The following is a 20,024-nucleotide window of genomic DNA, read 5'->3' as shown; positions in this document are numbered from 1 at the left end:
AGTGCTGCACTGCCACGCCCGCGGGCAATGCACACGTCGCTGCGCCCGGGTCTCCACGCCGCTCGCGGCCAGAGACATGCCGGCATCCGAACGGCGATGGACCACGCCAGGGCGAGGCGGACACGCCATAGAAATAGGTGTCCATGCCGCACGCACGCACGCCCGACGCAGCAGATATCGCCGCGGATCGGCCGTGTGGTCGATGCCAGTGGATAGATGAGCCCTCCATCCGCAACCGTGCGCAAGGAGGGCAGCGACGCATCCGACGATGGTCGGTTTCAACGACTAGGCGACGTCTCTTTCCAGGTGCTGCGCGCTTGCAGCTTCCAGCTGGAACAACGAGACCAGCTGGGTCAGGGTGCTGGACTGCTTTTCCATCGCGCGTGCGGCGGCCATGGCTTCTTCCACCAGGGCGGCGTTCTGCTGGGTGGTCTCGTCCATCTGGATGACGGTCTGGTTGACCTGCTCGATGCCGGCCGACTGCTCGCTGGATGCCGCGGTGATCTGCGCCATGATGTCGGTGACACTGTTCACGCTGGCCACGATCTCGGTCATGGTGGCGCCGGCGGTATGCACCAGCGCCGAGCCTTCGGCCACCTTGCCCACCGAGGCATCGATCAATTCCTTGATTTCCTTGGCGGCACCGGACGAGCGTTGTGCCAGGCTACGTACCTCGCTTGCCACCACCGCGAAGCCGCGGCCCTGCTCGCCGGCGCGTGCGGCTTCCACCGCGGCATTTAAGGCCAGGATATTGGTCTGGAAGGCGATGCCGTCGATGACGCTGATGATCTCGGCGATCTTCTTCGACGAGGCCTCGATGCCGGTCATGGTGCCCACCACCTGGTTGACCACCTCGCCACCCTTGGCGGCCACGCCGGCGGCGTTGCGTGCCAGTTCGTTGGCTTGATGCGCGTGTTCGGCGTTCTGCCTGACGGTGGAGGTGAGTTCTTCCATCGAGGCAGCGGTTTCTTCCAGGTTGGCGGCCTGCTGCTCGGTACGCCGCGACAGGTCCTGGTTGCCCGCCGCGATCTCGCCGGCCGCCGTGTCGATCTCCGCCGACGAATGCTGGATGCGCCCGACGATATCGGTCAGGCGCTCCACCGTGGTGTTGGCATCGTCGCGCATGCGCGCGAACACGCCGGCGAAGTTGCCCTGCATGCGCGTGGTCAGGTCGCCGCTGGCAATGGCCTGCAGCACCCGCGACAACTCGCCCAGGCTCTTGTCCGAGGTGCTCATCAGGTGATTGAGGTCGATCACGATCTGGCGGAAATCGTGCTCGAAGGCAGTTTCGTCGCCGCGTGCGCTGAAGTCGCCGGCGGCCGCGGCGGCGGCCAGCCGCTTGATCTCGCCGTTGATCGACAGCAGGCTGGCGCGCACGTCGTTGATCGATTGGCTGATCACCGCCTTCTCGCCAGGCAATGCCTCCAGCTGCTGCGACAGGTCTCCGGCGGCATAGCGTTCGGTCAGTGCCACGATCTGCATGGTGACCGCGATATGGCTGGACACCAGCAGGTTGCTGGCGCGCACCATGCTGCCGAATTCGCCGGGAAATTCCTGTTCGGCGATGCGGTGGCTGACGATGCCGGCCTCGTGCTTGTGGCCCATTTCCGTCTGCGCCTGAATCACCCGGCGCAGCTGGCGCTGCATGCTGTCCATGGCCTGCAGCAGCTGGCCGACTTCATCGTTGCGGTCGATCGAGATGGTGTTGTCCAACTTGCCCGAGGACACCGCATGCGCGATGCCCACCGCACGGTTGAGTGGCTGGGTGATGGCGCGGGCGACGATCCAGCCAAACCCAATGCACACCAAGGCGCCGACCAGGCCCAGCACCAGACCGCCGATACTGGCCGTCACCGAGCTGTCCACGGCCTCCTGCACCGTTCCGCGAAAGCGTGCATCGGCGCGCTTCTGCATGGCGGTGAGGGTGGTGCGGTAGGTCTCCAGCGCCGGGGCCATGGCGCTCATCTGCTGCGCATCGGGCTCGCGTTGCTCCACGAATGCGGCAGCTACGCCATGGGCCAGGCTGTAGTAGTCGTCGAACTGCTTGCCCAGCTGGGCAAGCTCCTTAGCGTTGGCCGGATCGGCCTTCTGCAGTTTCAGGTAGGACGCGTGGATATCGTCGGCCACCGGCTTGGTGGCCGCCAACATGTCCGCATCGCCTGCGGCAGCTGCACCGTTGAGCCCGTTGATGAGCTTGTCCAGCGCGGCCACGTTGCGGGTCATCGCGTCGAGCATCGGGAAATGCACGTCGCGCACCGCCTCCAGGCGGACGTTGTTGCGTTGAAACACCAGTGTGCTGAAAGCCACATAGCTCGACAGGCAAACGATTGCCACCGCTGCCGGCATCAGGATTTTCCAGAACAACGGTAACGACAGGATGCGGCGCATGATGTGGCTCTCGAGCAGGTGGCGGATCACGGCTTCAGGACGACCTTGACGCTGGCGTCGACAGCACCGGCGCTGATGTAACCGATCGCCCCCGGCGTGGCGGCGACCGCCTTCTTGACCGCATCGTCGCCGCTGACGCGCTTGGGACGCTGGGCCTTGCCGGTGAACATCAGCTGCGACCAGTACGACTTCAGCTGCGCCGCATCGCGCGAGGCGACCTTCTTGTAGAACTCATCGCGCGTGGCGGCGCCTTCTTCCTGGTCGATCGGCACTGCCGCACCGCCGCCGGGCAGGCTGTTGGACTTGGCCAGGAAGATCTGCGAGACCTGCGCGGCGCTGAGGCTGTCCGGCCCACCCTTGGCCGCCATCACCACCACCACATCGGCGCTGGCCGAGAACGCCACACTCGACAACACGGCAAGCACGCAACCTGCCAGGGATTTGGAAAGATTCATGGGCGCTCTCTTAGAACACGAAGTCGACGGACGCCGACAGCAGGTTGTAGCTGCCGCCCGGACGGAAGCCCGGCTGGATGTTGTTCAACGACCCGAACGAGCCGGCATTGTTGTTGATGTGGCTGGCCTGCAGCTTGACCGCCATGCTTTCGCGCACGTCCCAGCGCAACGAGGCGGTGAAGCTGTGGCGGCCGCTTTCGGCCTGTGCCACGGCGCGACGCATCACGCCGACCGGGTCCTGGCCCGCAGTGACGGTGGGGCCCTTGCGGTCGACGTTGGCGTAGGTGATCGACGGAGTCAGCGTGCCGAAGCGGCCACCGACGCTCAGATATCCGGCAGTGGTCTTGCCGTTGAGCGAAGGCGAGTAATCGGCCTGGATCACTTCGCTGCGCAGGAACCAGCTGCCCGGGTCATACGCATAGCCAACGCTGGCGAAGCTGCCGTCCACGCCATAGGTGGAGATGCGGTCGGCCAGGGCCGGATTGATGCGTTGGTACACCGAGAACAGCCGTTCCAGCTGCGGCGTATCGAAATCGGTGGTGCCCACGATGTAGGCGGCACGGAAGGTGGACGCGCCCGACTCCAGCCCCAGGGCAAGCCCGCGCATGGCGTACACGTCGGCCTTCTTGGAATTGATGCGGCCGTAGAAACCCTGCACGCTGACCACGCTTTCGCCGGCGTTGACGGTGTACACGCCTTCGACGCCATCCATCGGCAGCAGGTAGTTGTAGACCTCGTACGGCGGACGTACCCATGGGGTGGCATAGCCCACGCGCTGGTATTCGGACAGCATGTACAGCGGTGCGGTGATGCGGCCCAGGCGGGCAGCGAACTGCGGGCCAAACTGGTACTTGACGTGCGCCAGGGTCACCTTCGGATCGTAATCGCCGCGCTCGGCGTATTCGCTGGTCACCTGCAACACGCCGGTGAACTTGTCGGTGAAGTTGGCATTGACCTGGCCGGCGATGCGCGAGTCCGGGCGGGCCGAGGTGGAGTGGCTGGCGCCGGCGCCTTCCACCGTCTGGATATCCGGCGTGAAGTCGGCCTGATCTTCCGTCGAATGCACCACGCCCAGCGTGCCGAAGCCGCTGAAGGTAAACATGGAATCCTCCTGCGCATGGGCGCAGGTCGACGCGGCCAGGGCAATCGCACCGCTGAGCAGTTTGACGGTCAATTTCATTGCAATCTCGGCTGAAGAGTGACGGACGCGGCGTCGTGAACGCACGCGGCATGACGGTGATGAGCGTCTCAACGCTCGTGTCACCGGTAGCGGCCGTCTGCCGTCTTGCTTTAGCGGGTTTTTTACAACTCCGCCCAACAGTTAAGACTGATGAAAAATCCAGGAATGAACGATAGTCGGCTGCTATCGACGCGATACATTCGGTCTTGCCTGGTGCCCGTCGCCGGTGGCTCGGACGTGATCGTCCACGTGTCAACGCAGCCGCATGCGCTGCCAGGCGCGGCAAGGGCATGCCAGCGTCGCCGCGTCGGTGGCGTCGCCGCCGGGCGGCAGACGTGTACCGTGTTCGGTAGGGTGCAACGGCAACCACTGCAGTGCCGTGCCACGCGCTGGCGCTGCGCGCGTGGCGATCATGGGCAGCAACCGGCGAGCGCAACGGCGGTCTTCCGCTGGCAGCGGCGAGCAGGGCCATGCAATGGCCCGGCTCGCCGCCCCGCGCAGTTACCGATCGGCCTTCGGCAATTTGACGATCACCTTGATCTCGAAGCGGAAGCCGGCCAGCCAGGTCACGCCCACCGCCGTCACGGTGGGGTAGGGCGCCGGACCCCAATAATCGGCCCAGCGCCCCCAGGCAGCCTCGAAGACCACCTCGGGGTTGACCATGAACAAGGTGACATCCACCACGTCCTGCGAGGTGCAGCCGGCGGCACGGAGTACGGCATCGAGATTGTCGAACGCCCGTGCGATCTCCGCATCCAGGTCCGGCTCGGGCGAGCCGTCCTCGCGGCTGCCGACCTGGCCGGCAACGAACATCAAGCCATCGGCACGCACCGCCGGCGAATACCGGTGGCGTTCGTACAGTGCATGGCGGCCCTGCGGAAAAACAACGTCACGTGTTGCCATGGAACTCTCCCTGGACGACATCAAGAATGGAGGTCCACCCTAAACGCCTAGAGGCGCGCGATAAATGCGCGGTCTCGACCAACACTGTTTGTAGAATCCAAACAATCTTGGTGCAGGAGCGCTGATGGACCGGTTCGATGCGATGCAGGCGTTTGCGCGTGTGGTTGAGACCGGCAGCTTCACCAAGGCTGCCGACACCCTGCAGATGAGCCGCGCCAGCGTCACCCAACTGGTGCAGCAACTGGAGGCGCGCCTGCGGGTGACCTTGCTCAACCGCACGACACGTCGGGTGGCGGTCACTGCCGATGGCGCGGCCTACTACGAGCGAGTGGTGCGCTTGTTGGCCGACATGGACGATGCAGAAACCAGTTTGTCCGACGCCTCGCGCGTGCCACGCGGGCGGCTGCGGGTGGATGTGCCCAGTCCGCTGGCCCGGCTGATCCTGATGCCGGCGCTGCCCGCCTTCCATGCGCGCTATCCCGACATCCAGTTGCACATGGGAGCCAGCGACCGGCAGATCGATCTGATCGGCGAACGTGTCGACTGCGTGGTACGCGGTGGTACCGGCATCGACCCGTCGCTGGTGGCGCGCCATGTGGGCGACCTGCAGGCCGGCGTTTACGCGGCGCCGAGCTATCTGGCACGCCTGGGCACGCCGACGCACCCGCGCGAGCTGGAAACCACCGCGCACCGCACGGTGGGTTTCATGCGCTGGGACGATGGTGTGCCGTGGCCTTTGGTCATGCAGCGCGATGGCGAGCAGGTGAAGGTGCAAGGCCGCTATGCGGTGGCCTGCGACGACGGCAATGCCTACCTCGCCGCCGGGTTGGCCGGCATGGGCGTGCTGTGGTTGCCGCAGTACATGGCGCTTGCGCCGCTGAGCCGTGGCGAGCTCGTGCCGGTATTCACCGACTGGTCTTTGGAGCCGATGCCGTTGTCGATCGTGTTTCCGCCCAACCGGCACGTGAGTACGAAGGTGCGTGCCTTCATCGACTGGGTGATTGCGCTGATGCAGGAGCATGCGCCGGTGATCACACCGGCGATGCGATGACAGTGGCGTCGCACCCTCGACGTCCTGCGTGCGCCCATGTGCCCGCTGCAGGCGGGAGTCGGCAGCGTATCGGCCCAGCTGCGCAAACCGGGCGTGCGACGACCGCCTGAGGCGAAGTGCTTGCAGCGACGCGCGCGGCCCCGCGCAGACCGGGGTGCTTGCCACTGATGCGGCGCCGTCCTGTCACCTGCCAGGCATGCAGTGGGTGATTGCGACTGTTACTGCAACGGCGTCACGGCCACTGCCGCCGCGGGGCAATGCCGCCCTCAGCTGCGCCGCTTCGCAGCGCCGCTGCGGCTGCGCTTTCTTGCCGGCGTGCCGACCGGCGCCGCGGTTTCGTCGGCCAGCACCCCGCCGGTATGCATCTGTTCCAGCCAGGACAAGGCATCCACATAGCCGAGGAAATGCTGCAGATATCCCGGCGAGCGTTCGCGCATCAGGCTGATGCAGCGATGCACCAGCACGCTGGAATTGAGCGGGCCGGCGTCCTTGGGCGCGTCCTGCAGCGATTGCCGCACCTGGCTGGCGGTGCGCACGGTGGTCCAGGTGCGACGGAAATCGTCCAGTGCCGGCAGCTCGGGAAACTGCAGTGCATCGGCGGCGGCGGTCCTGCGGCTGTCCACTTCCATCAGCGCCGCGTGGCCGACGAGCTGGTCGCTCAGTGCAGCCAGCCGGCTGCGTTGGGGCGCGGGCGCGACAGCGCGGGATGTCGCGCGCGCCGCGGCCTGCTTGATCACTGCGGCGTACTGATCCACCAGCACGGCCAGCCTGTCTTCCAGTACCGCACGCACCGCCGCGTCGGCCTGCGCCTCGGCGCGCGCTGCCAGGGTCTGCAGCAGGTGGAAGCGCACCGGATCCACCTGGCCGGCCCCTTCGGCGTGCCAGCGTTGCAGGCGCGCGCGCGCGGTTGCTGCCTGCCTGCTCATCGTGGCGATGCAGCCGGCGCCGGCGCGTCGTGGCGCCTGGTGGCTGGACGCGCAATCGGTGCGATCTCCACCCGGCGGTTCTTTGCCCGGCGCGCTTCGTCGGCGTTGGAATCCACCGGTTGCTGCGAGCCGAAGGCGGCGGCGAACACCGAGGCGGCGGGCACGCCTTCGGCGATCAAGGCGCGGGTCACGGTGAGCGCGCGTTGCGCCGACAGCTCCCAGTTGTCGGCGTAGCGGCGATTGCCGCCCAGCACCGGGCGGTCGTCGGTGAATCCGCTCACCATCAGGATCTCCTGGCGCGCGGCCAGGTACTGCGCCAGTGGCGCGGCCAGCGACTTCAACACCTCGCGGCCTTCCGGCTGCAGCTCGTCGGAGTTGAAGGCGAACAGCACATTGCCGCGGATGCCGATGCGGCCATCGACCAGGGTCACGCGGCCGGCCGCCAGCGGCGCGGCCAGCGCATGCTCCAGCGTCTTGCGGCGCTGCGCCTCGGCCTGCTGCTGCTTGACCGCCTCGTCCAGGCGGCTGGACAGCTGCAGCTGCACGCCGATTACGCCGACCAGGATCAGCACGAAGGCGCCCAGCAGCACCGACATCAGGTCGCCGAACGCGGCCCAGATCGGGGTGCCCGATTCGCCGTCGATTTCGATCTCGTCGCTCATGCCGGCTCCGCGGCGCCGTCATCAGTGCCGCGACCACGATCGAGCTGGCGCAGTTCCTCGATGATCTGCTTTTGCGACAGCATGCTCAGGTCCACCACCTCGCGCGCCTGCGCCACGTAATAGGCCAGCTGGTCGTCGCTGCGTGTCAGCGAGGCATCCAGCGCAGTGGCGACGTGCTGCAGGCGCTCGTTGAGTTCGCCGGTGGCGCTGCTGAACAGCTGCACCGCCATGCCGAAGGCTTCGCCCAGGCTGGCCACCTCCAGTGCGCTGCCGCTGACATGCGCAGCCACCGCGCCGAGCTTGCCGGTTTCGCTGCCGATCTGCTCGGTGAGCTGGTTGCCCACGCGCTGCAGCAGATCGGCCGAGGTGGTGACCAGCGCGTCCACCGCCTCGCGTTGTTCGGTGGAGGCGTGATTGACCGCGTTGAGCAAGGTATCCAGCGTGGCCAGCAGGCGGCTGCGTTCTTCCAGCATGGCGGTGTCGCGCACCATGCTCTCGGACAGGCTCTGGCGCAGTTCGGCCACCACGTCGGCGGCGGCCTTGGGCGCTTCGGAGGCGATCTGCATCAGGCGCGAGACTTCGCCGATGGTGGCGCTGGCCTGCGCCTGCGCCTGCGTGGACAACTCGCTCGCCGTGCTGGCCAGGGTGTCGCAGATGGTCTGCTGCTGCTGCGCCACGCGCGCGCCGGTCTGTTCCCACTGGCTGCTCAGCGCTGCGCTCATGCTGGTGAAGCGCTCGCTCCACAGCGCCAGGCGCTGGGTGTCGCGTGCTTCCAGGGCGGCCTGCAACTCGCCATGCGACTGCTGCAGGCTGCCGACCAGGGCGGCGGCCTGCGCCTGGAAACTGGCACTTGCCGTGGCCAGTGCGCGCTGATGCTCGTCGGCCAATGCCGCGCCGGCCTGCTGCTGCTGCGCCAGTGCCTGTGTCCAGGCAGTGGTCGCCTCGTTGCTGGACTGGTCCAGGCGCGCGGACACCGCAGCGACCAGTGCGCTAGAGCGTGTATCGAAGGTGCTGGCGAATGCGCTCAGGCTGCGCTGCAGGTCCTGGGTGAGTGCGTGGTTGGCACGCTGCTGTTCGGCCACCGCCGAGGTCCAGCCTGCCGCGGCGGCGGCGGTGCTTGCCTCGAAGCCGGTGGTCAGGCCTTCCAGTTGCTGCTGCACAGCCTGCCGGACGCCGTCCTGCAATGCGGTGGCTTGCAGGGCCAGTTGTTCCAGCGTGGCCTGCACCTGCGTGCCGATCGATTGGGCGGCGCTGCGTTGTTCGGCCAACAGTGCCGTCCAGTGCTCGGCGGTGGTGGCGTTGCTGCGTGCAAGGCCCGCATCGAGCGCATGCAACTGCTGTTGCACGGCCACGCCAACGCTGTCCTGCAGCGCGGCGCTGCGCTGGTCGGCCCGGGCCAGGGCCGTTTGCAGATGCTCGCCGAGCGCATGCTGCGTGCGCTCCTGCGCAGCCAGTGCGGCCTGCCAGTGCTCGGCCGCGGTGCGCGCGCTGTCTTCGAAGCCGGCACTGAGCCCGAGCAATTGCTGTTGCACGGCCGTGCCCACACCCTCCTGCAACGCGGTGGCCTGCAGGGTGACCTGCTCCAGCGTGGCCTGCACCTGTGCGTTGAGGGCGGCTTGCGCCTGCTCCTGTGCGGCCAGCGCGCTGGCCCAGTGCGTGGCGGCACTGCTGGCACTGCGTTCGAAGCCGCTGCTGATGCCGTCCAGTTGCTGCTGCACCGCCTGGGCCAGCCGCTCGTGCAAGCTGGCGGTGTCGCGCGCGATGCTGGCCATGGTGGACTCCATCGCCGGCTGCAGGGCCGCGCCGACCGCGCGTGCGCTGGCGGCGACGCCCGCCTGCAACGACTGCTCCATCGAGGTCGCCAGCCGCGCATACGCCGCTTCGGTCCTGGCGTGGAACTCGGCCTGCTGCGCGGCCAGGCGCTGATCTGCGGCGATGCTTTGCTGCTCGATGCTGCCCATCAACGCCTGCAGCCGATCGATCAGCGCGGGCATCAGGGCGCTCTGTTGCTGCTGCAGCTTGAACGCCTCGCCACGCTGATGCGCTTCGGAATGCGGATGCAATTCGACTGCGATCTTCAGGTCCAGCCGCTGCGCCGCCTGCAAGCGCTCGCGCCGGCATAGCGCCGACAGCAGTCCGAGCATGGCCGAGCTGGCAACGCCGGCGATGGAGGTCCCGAAGGCGAAGGCCAGGCCCTCCACCGGGGCGGCCAGCGAGCCGCGAATGGCCTGCAGGTCGGTGGCGCTCTGCAGCGCAAAACCGGTGCCCTTGAGCGTGGCCATCATGCCGAGCAGGGTGCCGAGCATGCCCAGCAGCACCAGCAGGCCCACCAGGTAGGGCGTGAGCACCGGCGCCGGCAAGGCCACGCGTGCGCCCTGGATGCGCAGGCGCACCGCGTTGCGCAAACCGGGGTGCAGTTGCTGCAGCCACGCATCCAGCGCGGTGGGGGCCGTGGTCACCCCGGCAAGCGCGGTGTCCAGCGTGCTCGTGGCCTGGCGATAGCGATACAGCTCCAACGCGCCGGCCACATAGCAGGCGCCGATCACCGCCGCAACGCAGGCACCCAGCGGGTTGGAACCCAGATAGCCGATACCGACCCAGCAAACCGCCAGCAGGCCGACGAGAAACACACACACGTGTACGAGAGTTCTGAACATGACGTCCCAGTTAGCGGGTACGAAGCGCTGCAAGCAGGCCTTCGATCGGGTGAAAACGAACATCCAGTTCGGCGAGCAACACGCTCTGCATGTCCTTGCGGAAGATATCCAGCCAGCCATCGGACACCGCGCGCGGCGCGGCCTCGCTATCGGCTGGCGAGCCAGACGCAAGCGCGGCGTCGCGCAAGCGTTCGAAATGCGTCCCGAGCAGGCCCGGCACGGTGTTCAACAAGGTCTGTTCGCGGGGACTCAAGGTCAGTTCCATCACCGCGTCCACTTCGGCCAGCCGTGCCATCTCGCTGGAGACCAGCGCCAGCAGGTCGCGTAGCCGTCCACGCAGGTCGCCGGTGGCGGTGCGCATGCCGCGTTGCATGGCCAGATAGTGCTGCCGGAACGGGGCGTAGTCGGGCGGGGGGGGCGTTTCCTGCGAGTCGGCAGCATTGCGCGCGCTGGCCCGCAGCCGGGCGACCAGTGCCTCCAGATCGGCCACGCTGCTGGTGGCCAGCTCCGCCCGCACGCGCGCGCAGGCGTCGGCATCCAGCGGGCGTGGCTCAGGCAGGTCGTCGGTGTCGGGCAGCCTGCCGTCCAGCGCCCTGGACACGGCCACTGCGCGCGTCCAGTCGATCCACTGGCTCAGCCGGTCGGCCAGCGCATGGTTGGACTGGGCGACGCGGACATCGCTCAGACGTGCCAGCAGGCGAATGAATGCCGGGCCCGAGAGGGGCGCCGGTGGAGCAGCTTTCGCCATTGTTCCGGTCAAAGACCGCGCATTTTACACGGGAATGTGCGCCGTTCGGCGCTTTGCACCGCCGTTGCGGACAGGTCGCGCCGGCGCAGGTTGGCGGCATTCAGGCGGCCTGATGGGGGCGCAGCGGTCTTTGCGGCTTGGCAGGGACGGATGTGCAGGGCGGGACATGTGAATCGCGCTGCGAGTCGGGGGGGGGGGCCAGGTCAGCGGCTGCACCGCGGTGGCGCCGTGGCAGTCGCAACGCCTGAGCGCAGCGGGCTGGTCGGGGCGGTGCCGGGCTGGCTTTGCAAGGCCGGCACCGCCTGGGGTGGCGCCTCCGAAGCCGCCGATGGGAAGCGCATGCCTATTGACGCCTGCTCGTCTACGCACTCTCTAACCAATTCAGGTTTGCCGGAGCTGTCGCACGACTGCCGCGGTTTTGTAAGCTGAACGAGTATAAGCCGCGGGCCGGGGAATGCCCCATCGAGGTAACACAATGGACCACTCCGACATGCAAGTGTCCGATCTGCTGGTCTTGGAGCTGCAAGGATTCCACGAGGCCTATGGCCGTGGACCGGACTTCTGGGACGCGTATCAACGCATCATGGGCATCGCGGCGCAGGCCGGCGGCAACATGATCCACCTGGCCAACGAGATGGCCTCACTGGCGCAACGGCTAGGCGCGATCGATCGCGCACAACTGCTGTAACTGGCGTTGCGCACGTCCCCTGGCGTGTCGCTGCTGGCGGCGCCAGCTGCAGCGCGTAGGCAAGCCGCACGCTCGCCAACGCATGGCTACCACGTCGCTGCAGCGCAGATGTGGGTGGCTGGCGTCTTACTCGGTGGCGGCGGCGGGTTTTGCGGCCACCGCGGTGGCAACGCCTTCGCTGGCGCCGCGCTTTTTGTCGCGGCGCAACGGCGTATCGCCCAGGCGTTCGATCGCACCGCCGGATTGCTGAAACGCTTCGAGGTCGGCGGCCAGGCGCTGTTCGGACAGGCGCGGCTTGCCTGGCTGGTTGCTCACGGTCATCGACTGGCGGCGGGAGTTATTCATCGCGAAACCTCATGCGTTGTACAGCGTCAAGGGAATGCCCCGCCGGCGTTGATCGTCGTAGGTGGCACGCACGTCGCGGCAATAGGGGCCGGACATGACGAAACGCCGGCAGATTGCCGGGCGCGTGTCGTAGATCGAACAACACATGCGTGCCGCATCGATGGCCACGCACCAGCCTTCCTCGTCGCGCGCCATCACGTGCCAGCCCTCCGGCGTCACGCTGGTCAGATGGTGTGGGATGCGGTCGGATGGATCGACCATGACGGTGAGCCGGCAACAGACGGCATCGCAGCGTTCGCAGAGAGTCTTGATGGGAAGGCCAGGTAGAGGGAGGGCACGCCGGGGCCCGGGGTGCCTTTGCACCATACACCTCGGATGCGTCGCGATGTGAAGCGGCGCTGGTGCCCAGGCGTGCAGCCGCGTCGCATTTGCCCTTGCGTCAGCACGATGCGCAGGTTCGTCGAAGGTGATCGCCGTAGCGCGTGCGTGGCGGATCATCAAGAGCTGACCGGCGCGCAATCAGCAAAAAGCGCGGCACGCGGTGAACCGGCGATCGGCAGGCAACCGTTGAAGCGCCCGCCTGTATGCGTTGGCTTTGTCGTATCGATGCGAAGGTAGGATTCACCTCTGCCGTCGCTTCTGCGCCGTAGCCTGTGATGCATCCACACCATCCAGGAGATCGCCATGACCACGCATCGCACCGACACCCGTGTACCCCACGGCGCGCAGGAGCAAACCCAGGACGATCACGCCAAGCAGGATGCATTGCAGGACGAGGCGGTGGAAGAAACGTTTCCGGCCAGCGATCCTGTCTCACCGTTCGTGCCCGCCAAACCGCTGGACTGACGATGGGAATGCGTACAGCGAGATCGTGCATGCGCCGATGACTGTTGCGGGGCAGCGGGCGGCGGCAATGCCCGCCTGCATCTCGCCGCCGCAGCGGGAGGGCTTCTTACGGTCGGCAACTGCGTAAGATTGGAGCCCAACAGGCCAGGACACATCATGGCCGCTACTGCATCGACGCCAGCTCCCGCGCGCGATGCAGTAGCGCAGGGCCTTACGGCGTCAGCACCACCTTGCGGCAATCGTCCTGCTTCTTGTCGAAAATGTCGTAGCCGCGCGCTGCGTCGGACAACGACATGCGGTGCGAAATGATGGCACTGGGCTTGAGTTCTCCATTGCCGATACGCTCAAGCAGATACGGCATGTGCTTCTGCACGTGGGTCTGACCCATCTTGAAGCTCAGGCCCTTGTCGAACGCATCGCCAAACATGAAGGCATGGATGAAGCCTGCATAGACGCCCGGCACGCTGACCACGCCACAGCGGCGGGTGGCCGCGATGCACTGGCGAATGGCCACGCCGCTGCTGCCTTCCAGCTTCAGGTTGGTCAGCGCAGTTTCGATCGTGCTGCCCTCGGCTTCGAATCCGACCGCCTCGATACTGACATCCACGCCGCGGCCGTCGGTCTGCGAAACGATCACGTCTGCCGGATCGTCGATCTCGTCGAAGTTGATGGGGATGACGCCGTATGCCTTGGACGCGAAGTCCAGCCGATACGCGTGGCGATCAACCATGAAGATGCGCTCGGCACCCAGCATCCTGCAGCACGCCGCGGCCATCAGGCCGACCGGTCCCGCGCCAAAGATAGCCACCGTCGACCCCTGCTTGACGCCGCCATCGATCACCGCCTGATATCCGGTCGGCAAAATGTCCGACAGGAACAGCACCTGCTCATCGTGTAGCGCGTCGGGCACCACCAATGGCCCGACATTGGCCTTGGGAACGCGGACGTACTCTGCCTGGCCGCCGGAGAGGCCGCCGTACAGGTGACTGAAGCCGAACAGGGCTGCGGGCGGGCGGATGTCCTTGTGGTTCAACGCAGCGCCCTTGCCGGTGTTGGTGGTTTCGCAGGCAGAGAACTCCTGCAGCATGCAATGGAAGCATTGTCCGCACGCCACCACGAACGGAATCACTACACGGTCGCCACGCTTGACCGCGGTGACATCCGGGCCGACGTCTTCGACGATGCCCATGAACTCGTGGCCGAGAATATCGCCTTGCCGTAGATCCGGAATCTTGCCGCGATACAGATGCAGGTCCGAACCGCAGATGGCGGTGGCAGTCACGCGCAGGATCAAATCGTCACGTTCGACCAACACCGGGTCGGGGACGGTCTCGACCCGTACGTCGCGTGAGCCGTGGTAGTTGAGGGCAAGCATGGCGAACTCCGAGAAGCCGTTGCAGTCACGGCGATGTCAGGCAGTGTTCGCAGCTATGCGTTAAGCCGAGCGATGGGCGGCGTGCGTGCGATGTGCACACGGTGGCCGTAGCGACGCAGCGTTGATGTCCAGGTCACGTCTGGATAACTCTTGCACTCGCACCCTCGCAGGACGCGTCGCTGTTGCCGGCAACGCACTTCCAACCACTCACATTCGACGCCTCGGGGCGATCAGACAGGAGACAACGATGGGACTTCTCAGAATGGTGACTGCAGGTGCCGTGGGCTACGTGGCTTATAAAGCGTGGCAGCGTCGTCAGGAGCAGACTAGCCAGGTGCCTGACACCCAGGCTGTCCTGCAGGATCGTCAGGCCGTCACTGCCCGTGGCACCACGCCGCCGCATGGCGACCCGCTGCGTACCACCGGTGGTGCGGGCAGCGACCGTCAGCAGGCACTCGGTGCGCTGTCGATCTTCAACGAGCAGGAACGCACCCTGGCCCAATTGGCGGTAGGCAAGGGCGTGGATGGGCCGCTGCTGGAATTCGCCCGCAAAATGGATGAGGCGCACAGCGCGGCATTGACCGACCTCAGCCGATTCGCGCCCGATCGCGCTGGCACACAGGCCCAGGCTGCGGCAGCACGTTCGGAAGGCACGCGCAAACAGCTCGAACAGCTGCATGGTCAGGCATTCCAGACCCAGTATCTGCAGACCAGCGTCGCCAGCCACGAGCGCGCGCTGTCCCTGCTGGATACGCAGCTCAGCAGCGAACCCGGCTCCAGCGATCTCGGCAAGGAGCTGCAGCGCATGCGCGGCACCATTGCCGAACATCTGGAGCACGCCAAGGCACTGCGCGCAAAGCAAACCCAGCCGCATTGATCAGCTGCAGCATCCAGGTCGTCGAGAGAGCTCGGGTGGGATGGGGCGATCGTACCGACCGCCCCTCCCGCAGCGTTGGCGATTCGCTTTCACCAATCGCCGTCCATCTTGCACTGTTTGTCCAGGTGACCCGGTCCAGGCGATGCGTGGATGAAACGCGTCGCATCGGAAAATGCAAAGGCCCGCTGCGCCTGAAGGCGAAGCGGGCCTTGTCGATGCGATGCGCGTTGGACGCGACCTACAACGTCACTGCGCCGCCGGCAACGGTCAGCAAGGTTCCGGAGGTATAGCTGGCGGTATCGGCTGCCAACATGACGTAGGCCGACGCCAGTTCCACCGGCTGGCCCGGACGTCCCATCGGGGTCTGCGCACCGAAGTTCTGTACCGACTCTTCGTCCATGCCCGCCGGAATGAAGGGCGTCCAGATCGGGCCGGGCAGCACCGCGTTGACCCGGATGTGCTTGTCGGCCAGCACACCGGCCAGGCCGATGGTCAGGTTGGCCAGTGCCCCCTTGGTGGCCGCATAAGGCAGGATATTCGGCGTCGGTTTCTTGGACTGCACCGACGCGGTGTTGATGATGGAGCCGCCATCGGTCATCAGCGGCACCGATAACCGCACCAGGTTGAAGGCTGCGTGGACATTGGTGTCGAAGGTCTTGCGCCACTCGTCCAGCGTGATGTCCTCAAAGCTCTGATAATAAGCCTGGTAAGCAGCGTTGTTGACCAGGATGTCGAGGCCGCCAAAGGCAGCTTGCACCTGATCGATCAGCGACTGGGCCTGATGCTCGTCGCTGATGTCGCAGCCCACCAGCAGCGCCTTGACGCCAGCCTTCTCGATCAGTGCGCCAATCTTGGCGGCGTCCTCCTGCTCGGCAGGAAGGTAGGCGATGGCCACGTCCGCGCCCTCGCGTGCGTACGCGATCGCCACGGCCGCACCGATGCCGCTGTCGCCGCCGGTGATCAATGCACGCTTGCCCTTCAACTGGCCATGCCCGACATAGCTGTCCTCGCCGTGGTCCGGGCGCGGGTCCATGCGTTCGGTTTTGCCGGGGAAGCTTTGCTGTTGCGGCTTGAAGGGCGGGCGCGGGTAGTTGGGTAAGGGCATGGTCGTCTCCTGGGGTGTGCAGCGCGGGAATGGGCTCGAGTGTGCGCATGCATACGTCAACGTCCGGGCTAGGTCATGTCGCCGGCATGTGTGCTGCGCGCCAGATGGCCAACTTTCTCCGCACGCAGGCACGAGGCGCATGCGGTCGATACCTGCGAATTTCATGCGGCCGCCGCCGGCGACGTTCGATACTGCCCTTCCTGTCCGGAGGGCCTGCCATGTTCCTGCGTCGCAATGGGCTGTCGTTGTGCCTGCTCGCGCTGACCCTGCTGTTGATCGGGGCGCAGATCTACGCCGGGCTGCATGCCTATAACCAGGAGCTCGCCGAGCAGGGGCTGCCTGCGCTGCACCTGGCAGCGTATCTGCATAGTCCGCATTTCATGTCCGCGCTGTTCGAGAACTGGGAGAGCGAATTCCTGCAAATGGGGATGTATGTACTGCTGACGGTCAAGCTGCGTCAGGCCGGTTCGGCAGAGTCGCGCCCGCTCGATGCCGGGGAAGAGCAAGAGCGGATTCGTCCGGGCACGGTCCCCTGGCCGGTGCGCGCCGGCGGCTGGTGGTTGCGCCTCTACGAGCACTCGCTGGCGATCGCCTTCGGCGCGCTGTTCCTGATGAGCTTTGTGCTGCACCTGATCGGAAGCTGGCGCCTGGAGCTGCTGGAGCGCCTGCACAAAGGGCTGCCCCCGATCAGCGTGCTCGACCACGTCACCGATGCCGGCTTCTGGTTCGAATCGATGCAGAACTGGCAGAGCGAGTTTCTGGCGGTGTTGTCGCTGGTCGTGCTGACCATCTGGCTGCGGCAGAAGGGCTCGCCGCAGTCCAAGCCGGTGCAGGCTCCGCATACGCAGACCGGCAGTTGAGCGATCGCGGTGCGTGCAGCATTCACGCCATCGCGCGGCATCGTTCACCGCCGTGCAATGCGCGCCGGCCTAGCGTGGAGCATCGACAGCGCAGGAGAACGCAATGGGAAGCGAACCGAAGAAGCCATGGGGTCCCGAATCTGACCAGGACAAGCCGTTCATTCCGCAGGAGCAGCGCAACGAACGCGCCGACTGGAAGGTGCACGACATGCCCGACGAGGACCGCGACGTCAACAAGGCCGATCCAGAGAACGACTACGAACGGCCGGATGGCTCCGAGAAACGCTGAGGCGAGCGGCCAACGCGCAGGGGAAGCCTACGAATGCGGGCGCTCCTCCAGCTGCAGAGGTCGGGACAACGTCATGCGCAGAGCTTGGGCATGCGATTGAGCGATCGGCGTTAGTTCGGCCAGTGCCGTGTGTCTGTCTGCAGGCAGGCCGTCCACGCCGCCGCCGCCTGCAGCAGTGCCGGCCATTGCCGTCATCGCAGGTTGCAGCAGGTTGCATTCAATGATGCTGGTGGTACCCGACGTCGGCGGCGATCTTGCCGCGGAACACGCGGTACGACCAGACGGTGTAACCGAGCACCAGCGGCAACAACACGATCAGCCCCACCATCGGGAAGACTTGCGATGAAGGCGGCGAAGCGGCCTGCCAGATCGTGAAGCTCGGTGGCACCAGATACGGCCACATGCCCAGGACCAGGCCGATGAAGCCCAGCACGAAGATCGCCAACGTCAACAAGAAACGGCGAGGCGTCGCTGCGCGAGCGATCGCTGCTGCGCCACAATGCAAGGGCCACCGCGGCGGTGATCAGCGGTATCGGCGACAGCCACCAGAAGTTGCCGTGCTCGAACCAGCGTGCCATCACGTGCGAGCTCAGAAACGGCAACCAGGCGCTGACCAGGACAAGGAAGGTCACCACCACGCCAACCAGCGGCTTGGTCAGCTGCCGCGCCAGCGCATGGGTGCGGCCGTCGGTCTTGAGGATCAACCAGGTGCTGCCAAGCAACGCATAGCCGAATACCAGCGCCGCACCGGTAAGGATGGTGAACGGGCTGAACCAGCCGAACACGCCACCGGTATAGCGGCCATTGTCCAGCGGCATTCCTTCCACCAGGGCGCCCAGGATGATGCCTTGCGCGAATGCGGTCAGGATCGACCCGCCGATGAAGGAAAGCGTCCACAGCCGCCGCGACCGATGCGCCTTGAAGCGGAATTCGAACGCCACGCCGCGAAACACCAGCGCCATCACCATCAGCAACACCGGCAAGTACAGCCCCGACAGGATCACCGCATAGGCGGCCGGGAAGGCGGCGAACAGGCCTGCGCCGCCAAGTACCAGCCAGGTCTCGTTGCCGTCCCAGATCGGCGCGGCCGTGTTCATCATCAGGTCCACTTCCTGCTCGTCGCGGGCAAACGGCGCCAGCATGCCCAGCCCAAGCACGAAGCCATCCAGCACCACGTACATCAGCACGCCGAAGCCGATCACCCCGAACCACACCACCGGCAACCAGTAGCTCAGTTCCATGGTGGATTCTCCTGTTCCAGGGAAGTATCGGCGGCCGACAACGGACGTGCCGGCGTATGTTCGCCGCCGGCCACGTCCGGCCCATCGCGGCTGGCCTGCGGGCCGGCGCGGACCAGTTTGGTCAGATACCAGATGCCGAAGCCGAACACGAAGGCATAGCCCAGCACATACACCAGCAGGGACACCGCAACGGTCACCGTCGATTGCGGGCCCACCGCATCGGCCGTGCGCAGCAAGCCGTAGATCACCCACGGCTGGCGGCCGATCTCGGTGACGAACCAGCCAGCCACCAGCGCAATGAAGCCGGCCGGCAGCATGGCATTCCAGGCCAGAACCAGCATTCGTGCATGCAATCGGCCCCGCCACCACGCCAGGGCAGACAGCCAGGCCAGCAGCAACATCGCCATGCCCAGGCCGACCATGATGCGGAATGCAAAGAACACTGGCGCCACCGGAGGCCGCCGATCGCGCGGCACCGAGGTCAACGGGGTGATGTCGCCGTCGGTGCTGTGGGTCAGGATCAGGCTGCCCAAGCGCGGGATGGCCACCTCGTAGTCGTTGCGCTCGGCCTCGGCATTGGGCAGCGCAAAGACCACCAGCGGCACGCCGGTACCGGCCGCGGCGCCATGCCAATGCGCTTCCATCGCCGCCACCTTGAGCGGCTGATGTTGGAGTGTGTTCAAACCGTGCTGGTCGCCTACCAGGATCTGGATCGGCAGCACGATGGCTGCAAAGGCTACCGCCAGCCGCAACATGCGCCCGGCCGCATCCACATGCACGCCCTTGCGCAGGTAATAGGCACCGACGCCACCGATCACGAAGCAGGTGGTGATGAACGAGCCCAGCGCCATATGGACCAGGCGATACGGAAACGAGGGATTGAAGACGATCTGTGCCCAGCTCACCGGCCGCACGATCCCCTCGACCATGCTGTAGCCCTGCGGCGTATGCAGCCAGCTGTTGGACGACAGGATCCAGAAGGTGGACACCAGGGTGCCGATCGCCACCATGCAGGTGGCGAAGAAGTGCAGCCGTTCCGAGACCCGGCCCCAGCCGAACAGCATCACGCCCAGGAAGCTGGCTTCCAGGAAGAACGCGGTGAGCACTTCGTAGCTCAACAGCGGTCCGATCACGCTGCCGGCGATGCGGCTGAGCTCCGGCCAGTTCGCCCCGAACTGGAACGCCATCACGATGCCGCTGACCACCCCCATGCCGAAGGACACGGCGAAGATCCGCAGCCAGAAGAAGTACAGCCGCTTCCAGGCCTCATCGTGCGTGCGCAGCCACCGCCATTCCAGAAATCCCAGGAAGTTCGCCAGCCCGATGGTGAAGGCCGGGAACAGCACATGAAACGAAATGACGAAGGCGAACTGGATGCGGGACAGCAGCAGCGCTTCCACGTGGATCTCCCGGGGACTGAGTGCGCGT

19 protein-coding genes and 1 pseudogene are annotated in these 20,024 nt (G+C 66.1%); 6 read left to right on the top strand and 14 right to left on the bottom strand.

Features of this window, described 5'->3' with window-relative positions; all coding sequences use genetic code 11:
- Nucleotides 1-285: 285 nt before the first annotated feature.
- The 4 genes from XcodCFBP4690_RS14965 to XcodCFBP4690_RS14950 all read right to left on the bottom strand — a co-directional run bounded on the left by XcodCFBP4690_RS14965 (nt 286) and on the right by XcodCFBP4690_RS14950 (nt 4,926).
- The gene (locus XcodCFBP4690_RS14965; protein WP_104542020.1) at nt 286-2,418 is read right to left on the bottom strand and encodes a methyl-accepting chemotaxis protein; all 2,133 of its coding nucleotides are present in this window, start codon (nt 2,416-2,418) and stop codon (nt 286-288) included.
- Entirely contained in the window at nt 2,415-2,843 is a 429-nt protein-coding gene (locus XcodCFBP4690_RS14960; RefSeq protein WP_104542018.1) for a type 2 periplasmic-binding domain-containing protein, read from the bottom strand. Before XcodCFBP4690_RS14960 ends, XcodCFBP4690_RS14965 begins: the two co-directional genes overlap by 4 nt.
- Nucleotides 2,844-2,853: 10 nt before the next feature.
- Complete coding sequence (locus tag XcodCFBP4690_RS14955) at nt 2,854-4,023, bottom strand: hypothetical protein (protein ID WP_104542016.1); 1,170 nt, start codon at nt 4,021-4,023, stop codon at nt 2,854-2,856.
- A gap of 501 nt (nt 4,024-4,524) precedes the next feature.
- The gene (locus tag XcodCFBP4690_RS14950) at nt 4,525-4,926 is read right to left on the bottom strand and encodes a Rid family hydrolase (RefSeq protein ID WP_104542014.1); all 402 of its coding nucleotides are present in this window, start codon (nt 4,924-4,926) and stop codon (nt 4,525-4,527) included.
- Nucleotides 4,927-5,050: 124 nt separating this feature from the next.
- Here XcodCFBP4690_RS14950 and XcodCFBP4690_RS14945 point away from each other — a divergent pair, with 124 nt between their 5' ends.
- Nucleotides 5,051-5,977, top strand: coding sequence for a LysR family transcriptional regulator (locus tag XcodCFBP4690_RS14945; RefSeq protein WP_104542012.1), 927 nt, complete (start codon nt 5,051-5,053; stop codon nt 5,975-5,977).
- Between the two features lie 266 nt (nt 5,978-6,243).
- On the opposite strand, the gene XcodCFBP4690_RS14940 is transcribed toward XcodCFBP4690_RS14945, so the two are convergent.
- The 4 genes from XcodCFBP4690_RS14940 to XcodCFBP4690_RS14925 are packed head-to-tail and all read right to left on the bottom strand — an operon-like array spanning nt 6,244 to nt 10,970.
- A complete protein-coding gene (locus tag XcodCFBP4690_RS14940; protein ID WP_104542010.1) occupies nt 6,244-6,903 on the bottom strand; it encodes a DUF2894 domain-containing protein in 660 nt (219 codons plus the stop codon).
- Nucleotides 6,900-7,565, bottom strand: a complete 666-nt coding sequence (locus tag XcodCFBP4690_RS14935) for an OmpA family protein (RefSeq protein WP_104542008.1) — start codon at nt 7,563-7,565, stop codon at nt 6,900-6,902. Before XcodCFBP4690_RS14935 ends, XcodCFBP4690_RS14940 begins: the two co-directional genes overlap by 4 nt.
- Nucleotides 7,562-10,222: a DUF802 domain-containing protein gene (locus tag XcodCFBP4690_RS14930; RefSeq protein ID WP_167394640.1), complete on the bottom strand. Its 2,661-nt coding sequence runs from the start codon at nt 10,220-10,222 to the stop codon at nt 7,562-7,564. The genes XcodCFBP4690_RS14935 and XcodCFBP4690_RS14930 overlap by 4 nt, the downstream gene beginning before the upstream one ends.
- A gap of 10 nt (nt 10,223-10,232) precedes the next feature.
- A complete protein-coding gene (locus XcodCFBP4690_RS14925; RefSeq protein WP_167394639.1) occupies nt 10,233-10,970 on the bottom strand; it encodes a DUF3348 domain-containing protein in 738 nt (245 codons plus the stop codon).
- A 475-nt stretch (nt 10,971-11,445) separates the two neighbouring features.
- Here XcodCFBP4690_RS14925 and XcodCFBP4690_RS14920 point away from each other — a divergent pair, with 475 nt between their 5' ends.
- Nucleotides 11,446-11,658: a hypothetical protein gene (locus XcodCFBP4690_RS14920; RefSeq protein ID WP_104542002.1), complete on the top strand. Its 213-nt coding sequence runs from the start codon at nt 11,446-11,448 to the stop codon at nt 11,656-11,658.
- Nucleotides 11,659-11,784: 126 nt separating this feature from the next.
- On the opposite strand, the gene XcodCFBP4690_RS14915 is transcribed toward XcodCFBP4690_RS14920, so the two are convergent.
- Together XcodCFBP4690_RS14915 and XcodCFBP4690_RS14910 are read right to left on the bottom strand one after the other, a co-directional pair.
- Nucleotides 11,785-12,003, bottom strand: a complete 219-nt coding sequence (locus XcodCFBP4690_RS14915) for a hypothetical protein (protein WP_104542000.1) — start codon at nt 12,001-12,003, stop codon at nt 11,785-11,787.
- 9 nt (nt 12,004-12,012) lie between these two features.
- Nucleotides 12,013-12,264 (bottom strand): YkgJ family cysteine cluster protein, encoded by a 252-nt coding sequence (locus tag XcodCFBP4690_RS14910; RefSeq protein WP_244183671.1) that lies wholly within the window; start codon nt 12,262-12,264, stop codon nt 12,013-12,015.
- A gap of 423 nt (nt 12,265-12,687) precedes the next feature.
- Between XcodCFBP4690_RS14910 and XcodCFBP4690_RS22760 the strand changes: the two genes are divergently transcribed.
- Nucleotides 12,688-12,849, top strand: coding sequence for a hypothetical protein (locus XcodCFBP4690_RS22760; RefSeq protein WP_167394638.1), 162 nt, complete (start codon nt 12,688-12,690; stop codon nt 12,847-12,849).
- A 211-nt stretch (nt 12,850-13,060) separates the two neighbouring features.
- Here XcodCFBP4690_RS22760 and XcodCFBP4690_RS14900 read toward each other — a convergent pair whose 3' ends face one another.
- On the bottom strand, nt 13,061-14,224 hold the full coding sequence (locus XcodCFBP4690_RS14900; RefSeq protein ID WP_104541996.1) for a zinc-dependent alcohol dehydrogenase: 1,164 nt from the start codon (nt 14,222-14,224) through the stop codon (nt 13,061-13,063).
- Between the two features lie 247 nt (nt 14,225-14,471).
- On the opposite strand from XcodCFBP4690_RS14900, the gene XcodCFBP4690_RS14895 reads away from it, so the two are divergent.
- Complete coding sequence (locus XcodCFBP4690_RS14895) at nt 14,472-15,101, top strand: DUF4142 domain-containing protein (RefSeq protein WP_104541994.1); 630 nt, start codon at nt 14,472-14,474, stop codon at nt 15,099-15,101.
- Nucleotides 15,102-15,339: 238 nt separating this feature from the next.
- Here XcodCFBP4690_RS14895 and XcodCFBP4690_RS14890 read toward each other — a convergent pair whose 3' ends face one another.
- Nucleotides 15,340-16,206 (bottom strand): SDR family oxidoreductase, encoded by an 867-nt coding sequence (locus XcodCFBP4690_RS14890; RefSeq protein ID WP_104541992.1) that lies wholly within the window; start codon nt 16,204-16,206, stop codon nt 15,340-15,342.
- Nucleotides 16,207-16,424: 218 nt separating this feature from the next.
- Between XcodCFBP4690_RS14890 and XcodCFBP4690_RS14885 the strand changes: the two genes are divergently transcribed.
- Together XcodCFBP4690_RS14885 and XcodCFBP4690_RS14880 are read left to right on the top strand one after the other, a co-directional pair.
- Nucleotides 16,425-17,066, top strand: coding sequence for a DUF6766 family protein (locus XcodCFBP4690_RS14885; protein ID WP_104541990.1), 642 nt, complete (start codon nt 16,425-16,427; stop codon nt 17,064-17,066).
- Nucleotides 17,067-17,169: 103 nt separating this feature from the next.
- Nucleotides 17,170-17,355, top strand: coding sequence for a hypothetical protein (locus tag XcodCFBP4690_RS14880; RefSeq protein WP_104541988.1), 186 nt, complete (start codon nt 17,170-17,172; stop codon nt 17,353-17,355).
- Between the two features lie 217 nt (nt 17,356-17,572).
- Here the strand turns inward: XcodCFBP4690_RS14880 and cydB are convergent.
- Both cydB and XcodCFBP4690_RS14870 read right to left on the bottom strand, forming a co-directional pair.
- Nucleotides 17,573-18,596, bottom strand: a pseudogene (gene cydB, locus XcodCFBP4690_RS14875) (cytochrome d ubiquinol oxidase subunit II).
- Nucleotides 18,587-19,996 (bottom strand): cytochrome ubiquinol oxidase subunit I, encoded by a 1,410-nt coding sequence (locus XcodCFBP4690_RS14870; RefSeq protein WP_104541986.1) that lies wholly within the window; start codon nt 19,994-19,996, stop codon nt 18,587-18,589. The pseudogene cydB and the gene XcodCFBP4690_RS14870 overlap by 10 nt, the downstream one beginning before the upstream one ends.
- Nucleotides 19,997-20,024 lie beyond the last annotated feature (28 nt).

The sequence above is a fragment of the Xanthomonas codiaei genome (assembly GCF_002939785.1).
GTDB lineage: Bacteria > Pseudomonadota > Gammaproteobacteria > Xanthomonadales > Xanthomonadaceae > Xanthomonas > Xanthomonas codiaei.
The sequence above is the reverse complement of the archived record's forward strand: the minus strand, read 5'-3'. Positions and strand labels throughout refer to the sequence as shown.

Excerpts from the sequence above, each read along its gene's own strand:
- XcodCFBP4690_RS14960 (WP_104542018.1), bottom strand. The coding sequence starts at position 2,843 with ATGAATCTTTCCAAATCCCTGGCAGGTTGCGTGCTTGCCGTGTTGTCG.
- XcodCFBP4690_RS14955 (WP_104542016.1), bottom strand. The coding sequence starts at position 4,023 with ATGAAATTGACCGTCAAACTGCTCAGCGGTGCGATTGCCCTGGCCGCG.
- XcodCFBP4690_RS14950 (WP_104542014.1), bottom strand. The coding sequence starts at position 4,926 with ATGGCAACACGTGACGTTGTTTTTCCGCAGGGCCGCCATGCACTGTAC.
- XcodCFBP4690_RS14945 (WP_104542012.1), top strand. The coding sequence starts at position 5,051 with ATGGACCGGTTCGATGCGATGCAGGCGTTTGCGCGTGTGGTTGAGACC.
- XcodCFBP4690_RS14940 (WP_104542010.1), bottom strand. The coding sequence starts at position 6,903 with ATGAGCAGGCAGGCAGCAACCGCGCGCGCGCGCCTGCAACGCTGGCAC.
- XcodCFBP4690_RS14935 (WP_104542008.1), bottom strand. The coding sequence starts at position 7,565 with ATGAGCGACGAGATCGAAATCGACGGCGAATCGGGCACCCCGATCTGG.
- XcodCFBP4690_RS14930 (WP_167394640.1), bottom strand. The coding sequence starts at position 10,222 with ATGTTCAGAACTCTCGTACACGTGTGTGTGTTTCTCGTCGGCCTGCTG.
- XcodCFBP4690_RS14925 (WP_167394639.1), bottom strand. The coding sequence starts at position 10,970 with ATGGCGAAAGCTGCTCCACCGGCGCCCCTCTCGGGCCCGGCATTCATT.
- XcodCFBP4690_RS14920 (WP_104542002.1), top strand. The coding sequence starts at position 11,446 with ATGGACCACTCCGACATGCAAGTGTCCGATCTGCTGGTCTTGGAGCTG.
- XcodCFBP4690_RS14915 (WP_104542000.1), bottom strand. The coding sequence starts at position 12,003 with ATGAATAACTCCCGCCGCCAGTCGATGACCGTGAGCAACCAGCCAGGC.
- XcodCFBP4690_RS14910 (WP_244183671.1), bottom strand. The coding sequence starts at position 12,264 with ATGGTCGATCCATCCGACCGCATCCCACACCATCTGACCAGCGTGACG.
- XcodCFBP4690_RS22760 (WP_167394638.1), top strand. The coding sequence starts at position 12,688 with ATGACCACGCATCGCACCGACACCCGTGTACCCCACGGCGCGCAGGAG.
- XcodCFBP4690_RS14900 (WP_104541996.1), bottom strand. The coding sequence starts at position 14,224 with ATGCTTGCCCTCAACTACCACGGCTCACGCGACGTACGGGTCGAGACC.
- XcodCFBP4690_RS14895 (WP_104541994.1), top strand. The coding sequence starts at position 14,472 with ATGGGACTTCTCAGAATGGTGACTGCAGGTGCCGTGGGCTACGTGGCT.
- XcodCFBP4690_RS14890 (WP_104541992.1), bottom strand. The coding sequence starts at position 16,206 with ATGCCCTTACCCAACTACCCGCGCCCGCCCTTCAAGCCGCAACAGCAA.
- XcodCFBP4690_RS14885 (WP_104541990.1), top strand. The coding sequence starts at position 16,425 with ATGTTCCTGCGTCGCAATGGGCTGTCGTTGTGCCTGCTCGCGCTGACC.
- XcodCFBP4690_RS14880 (WP_104541988.1), top strand. The coding sequence starts at position 17,170 with ATGGGAAGCGAACCGAAGAAGCCATGGGGTCCCGAATCTGACCAGGAC.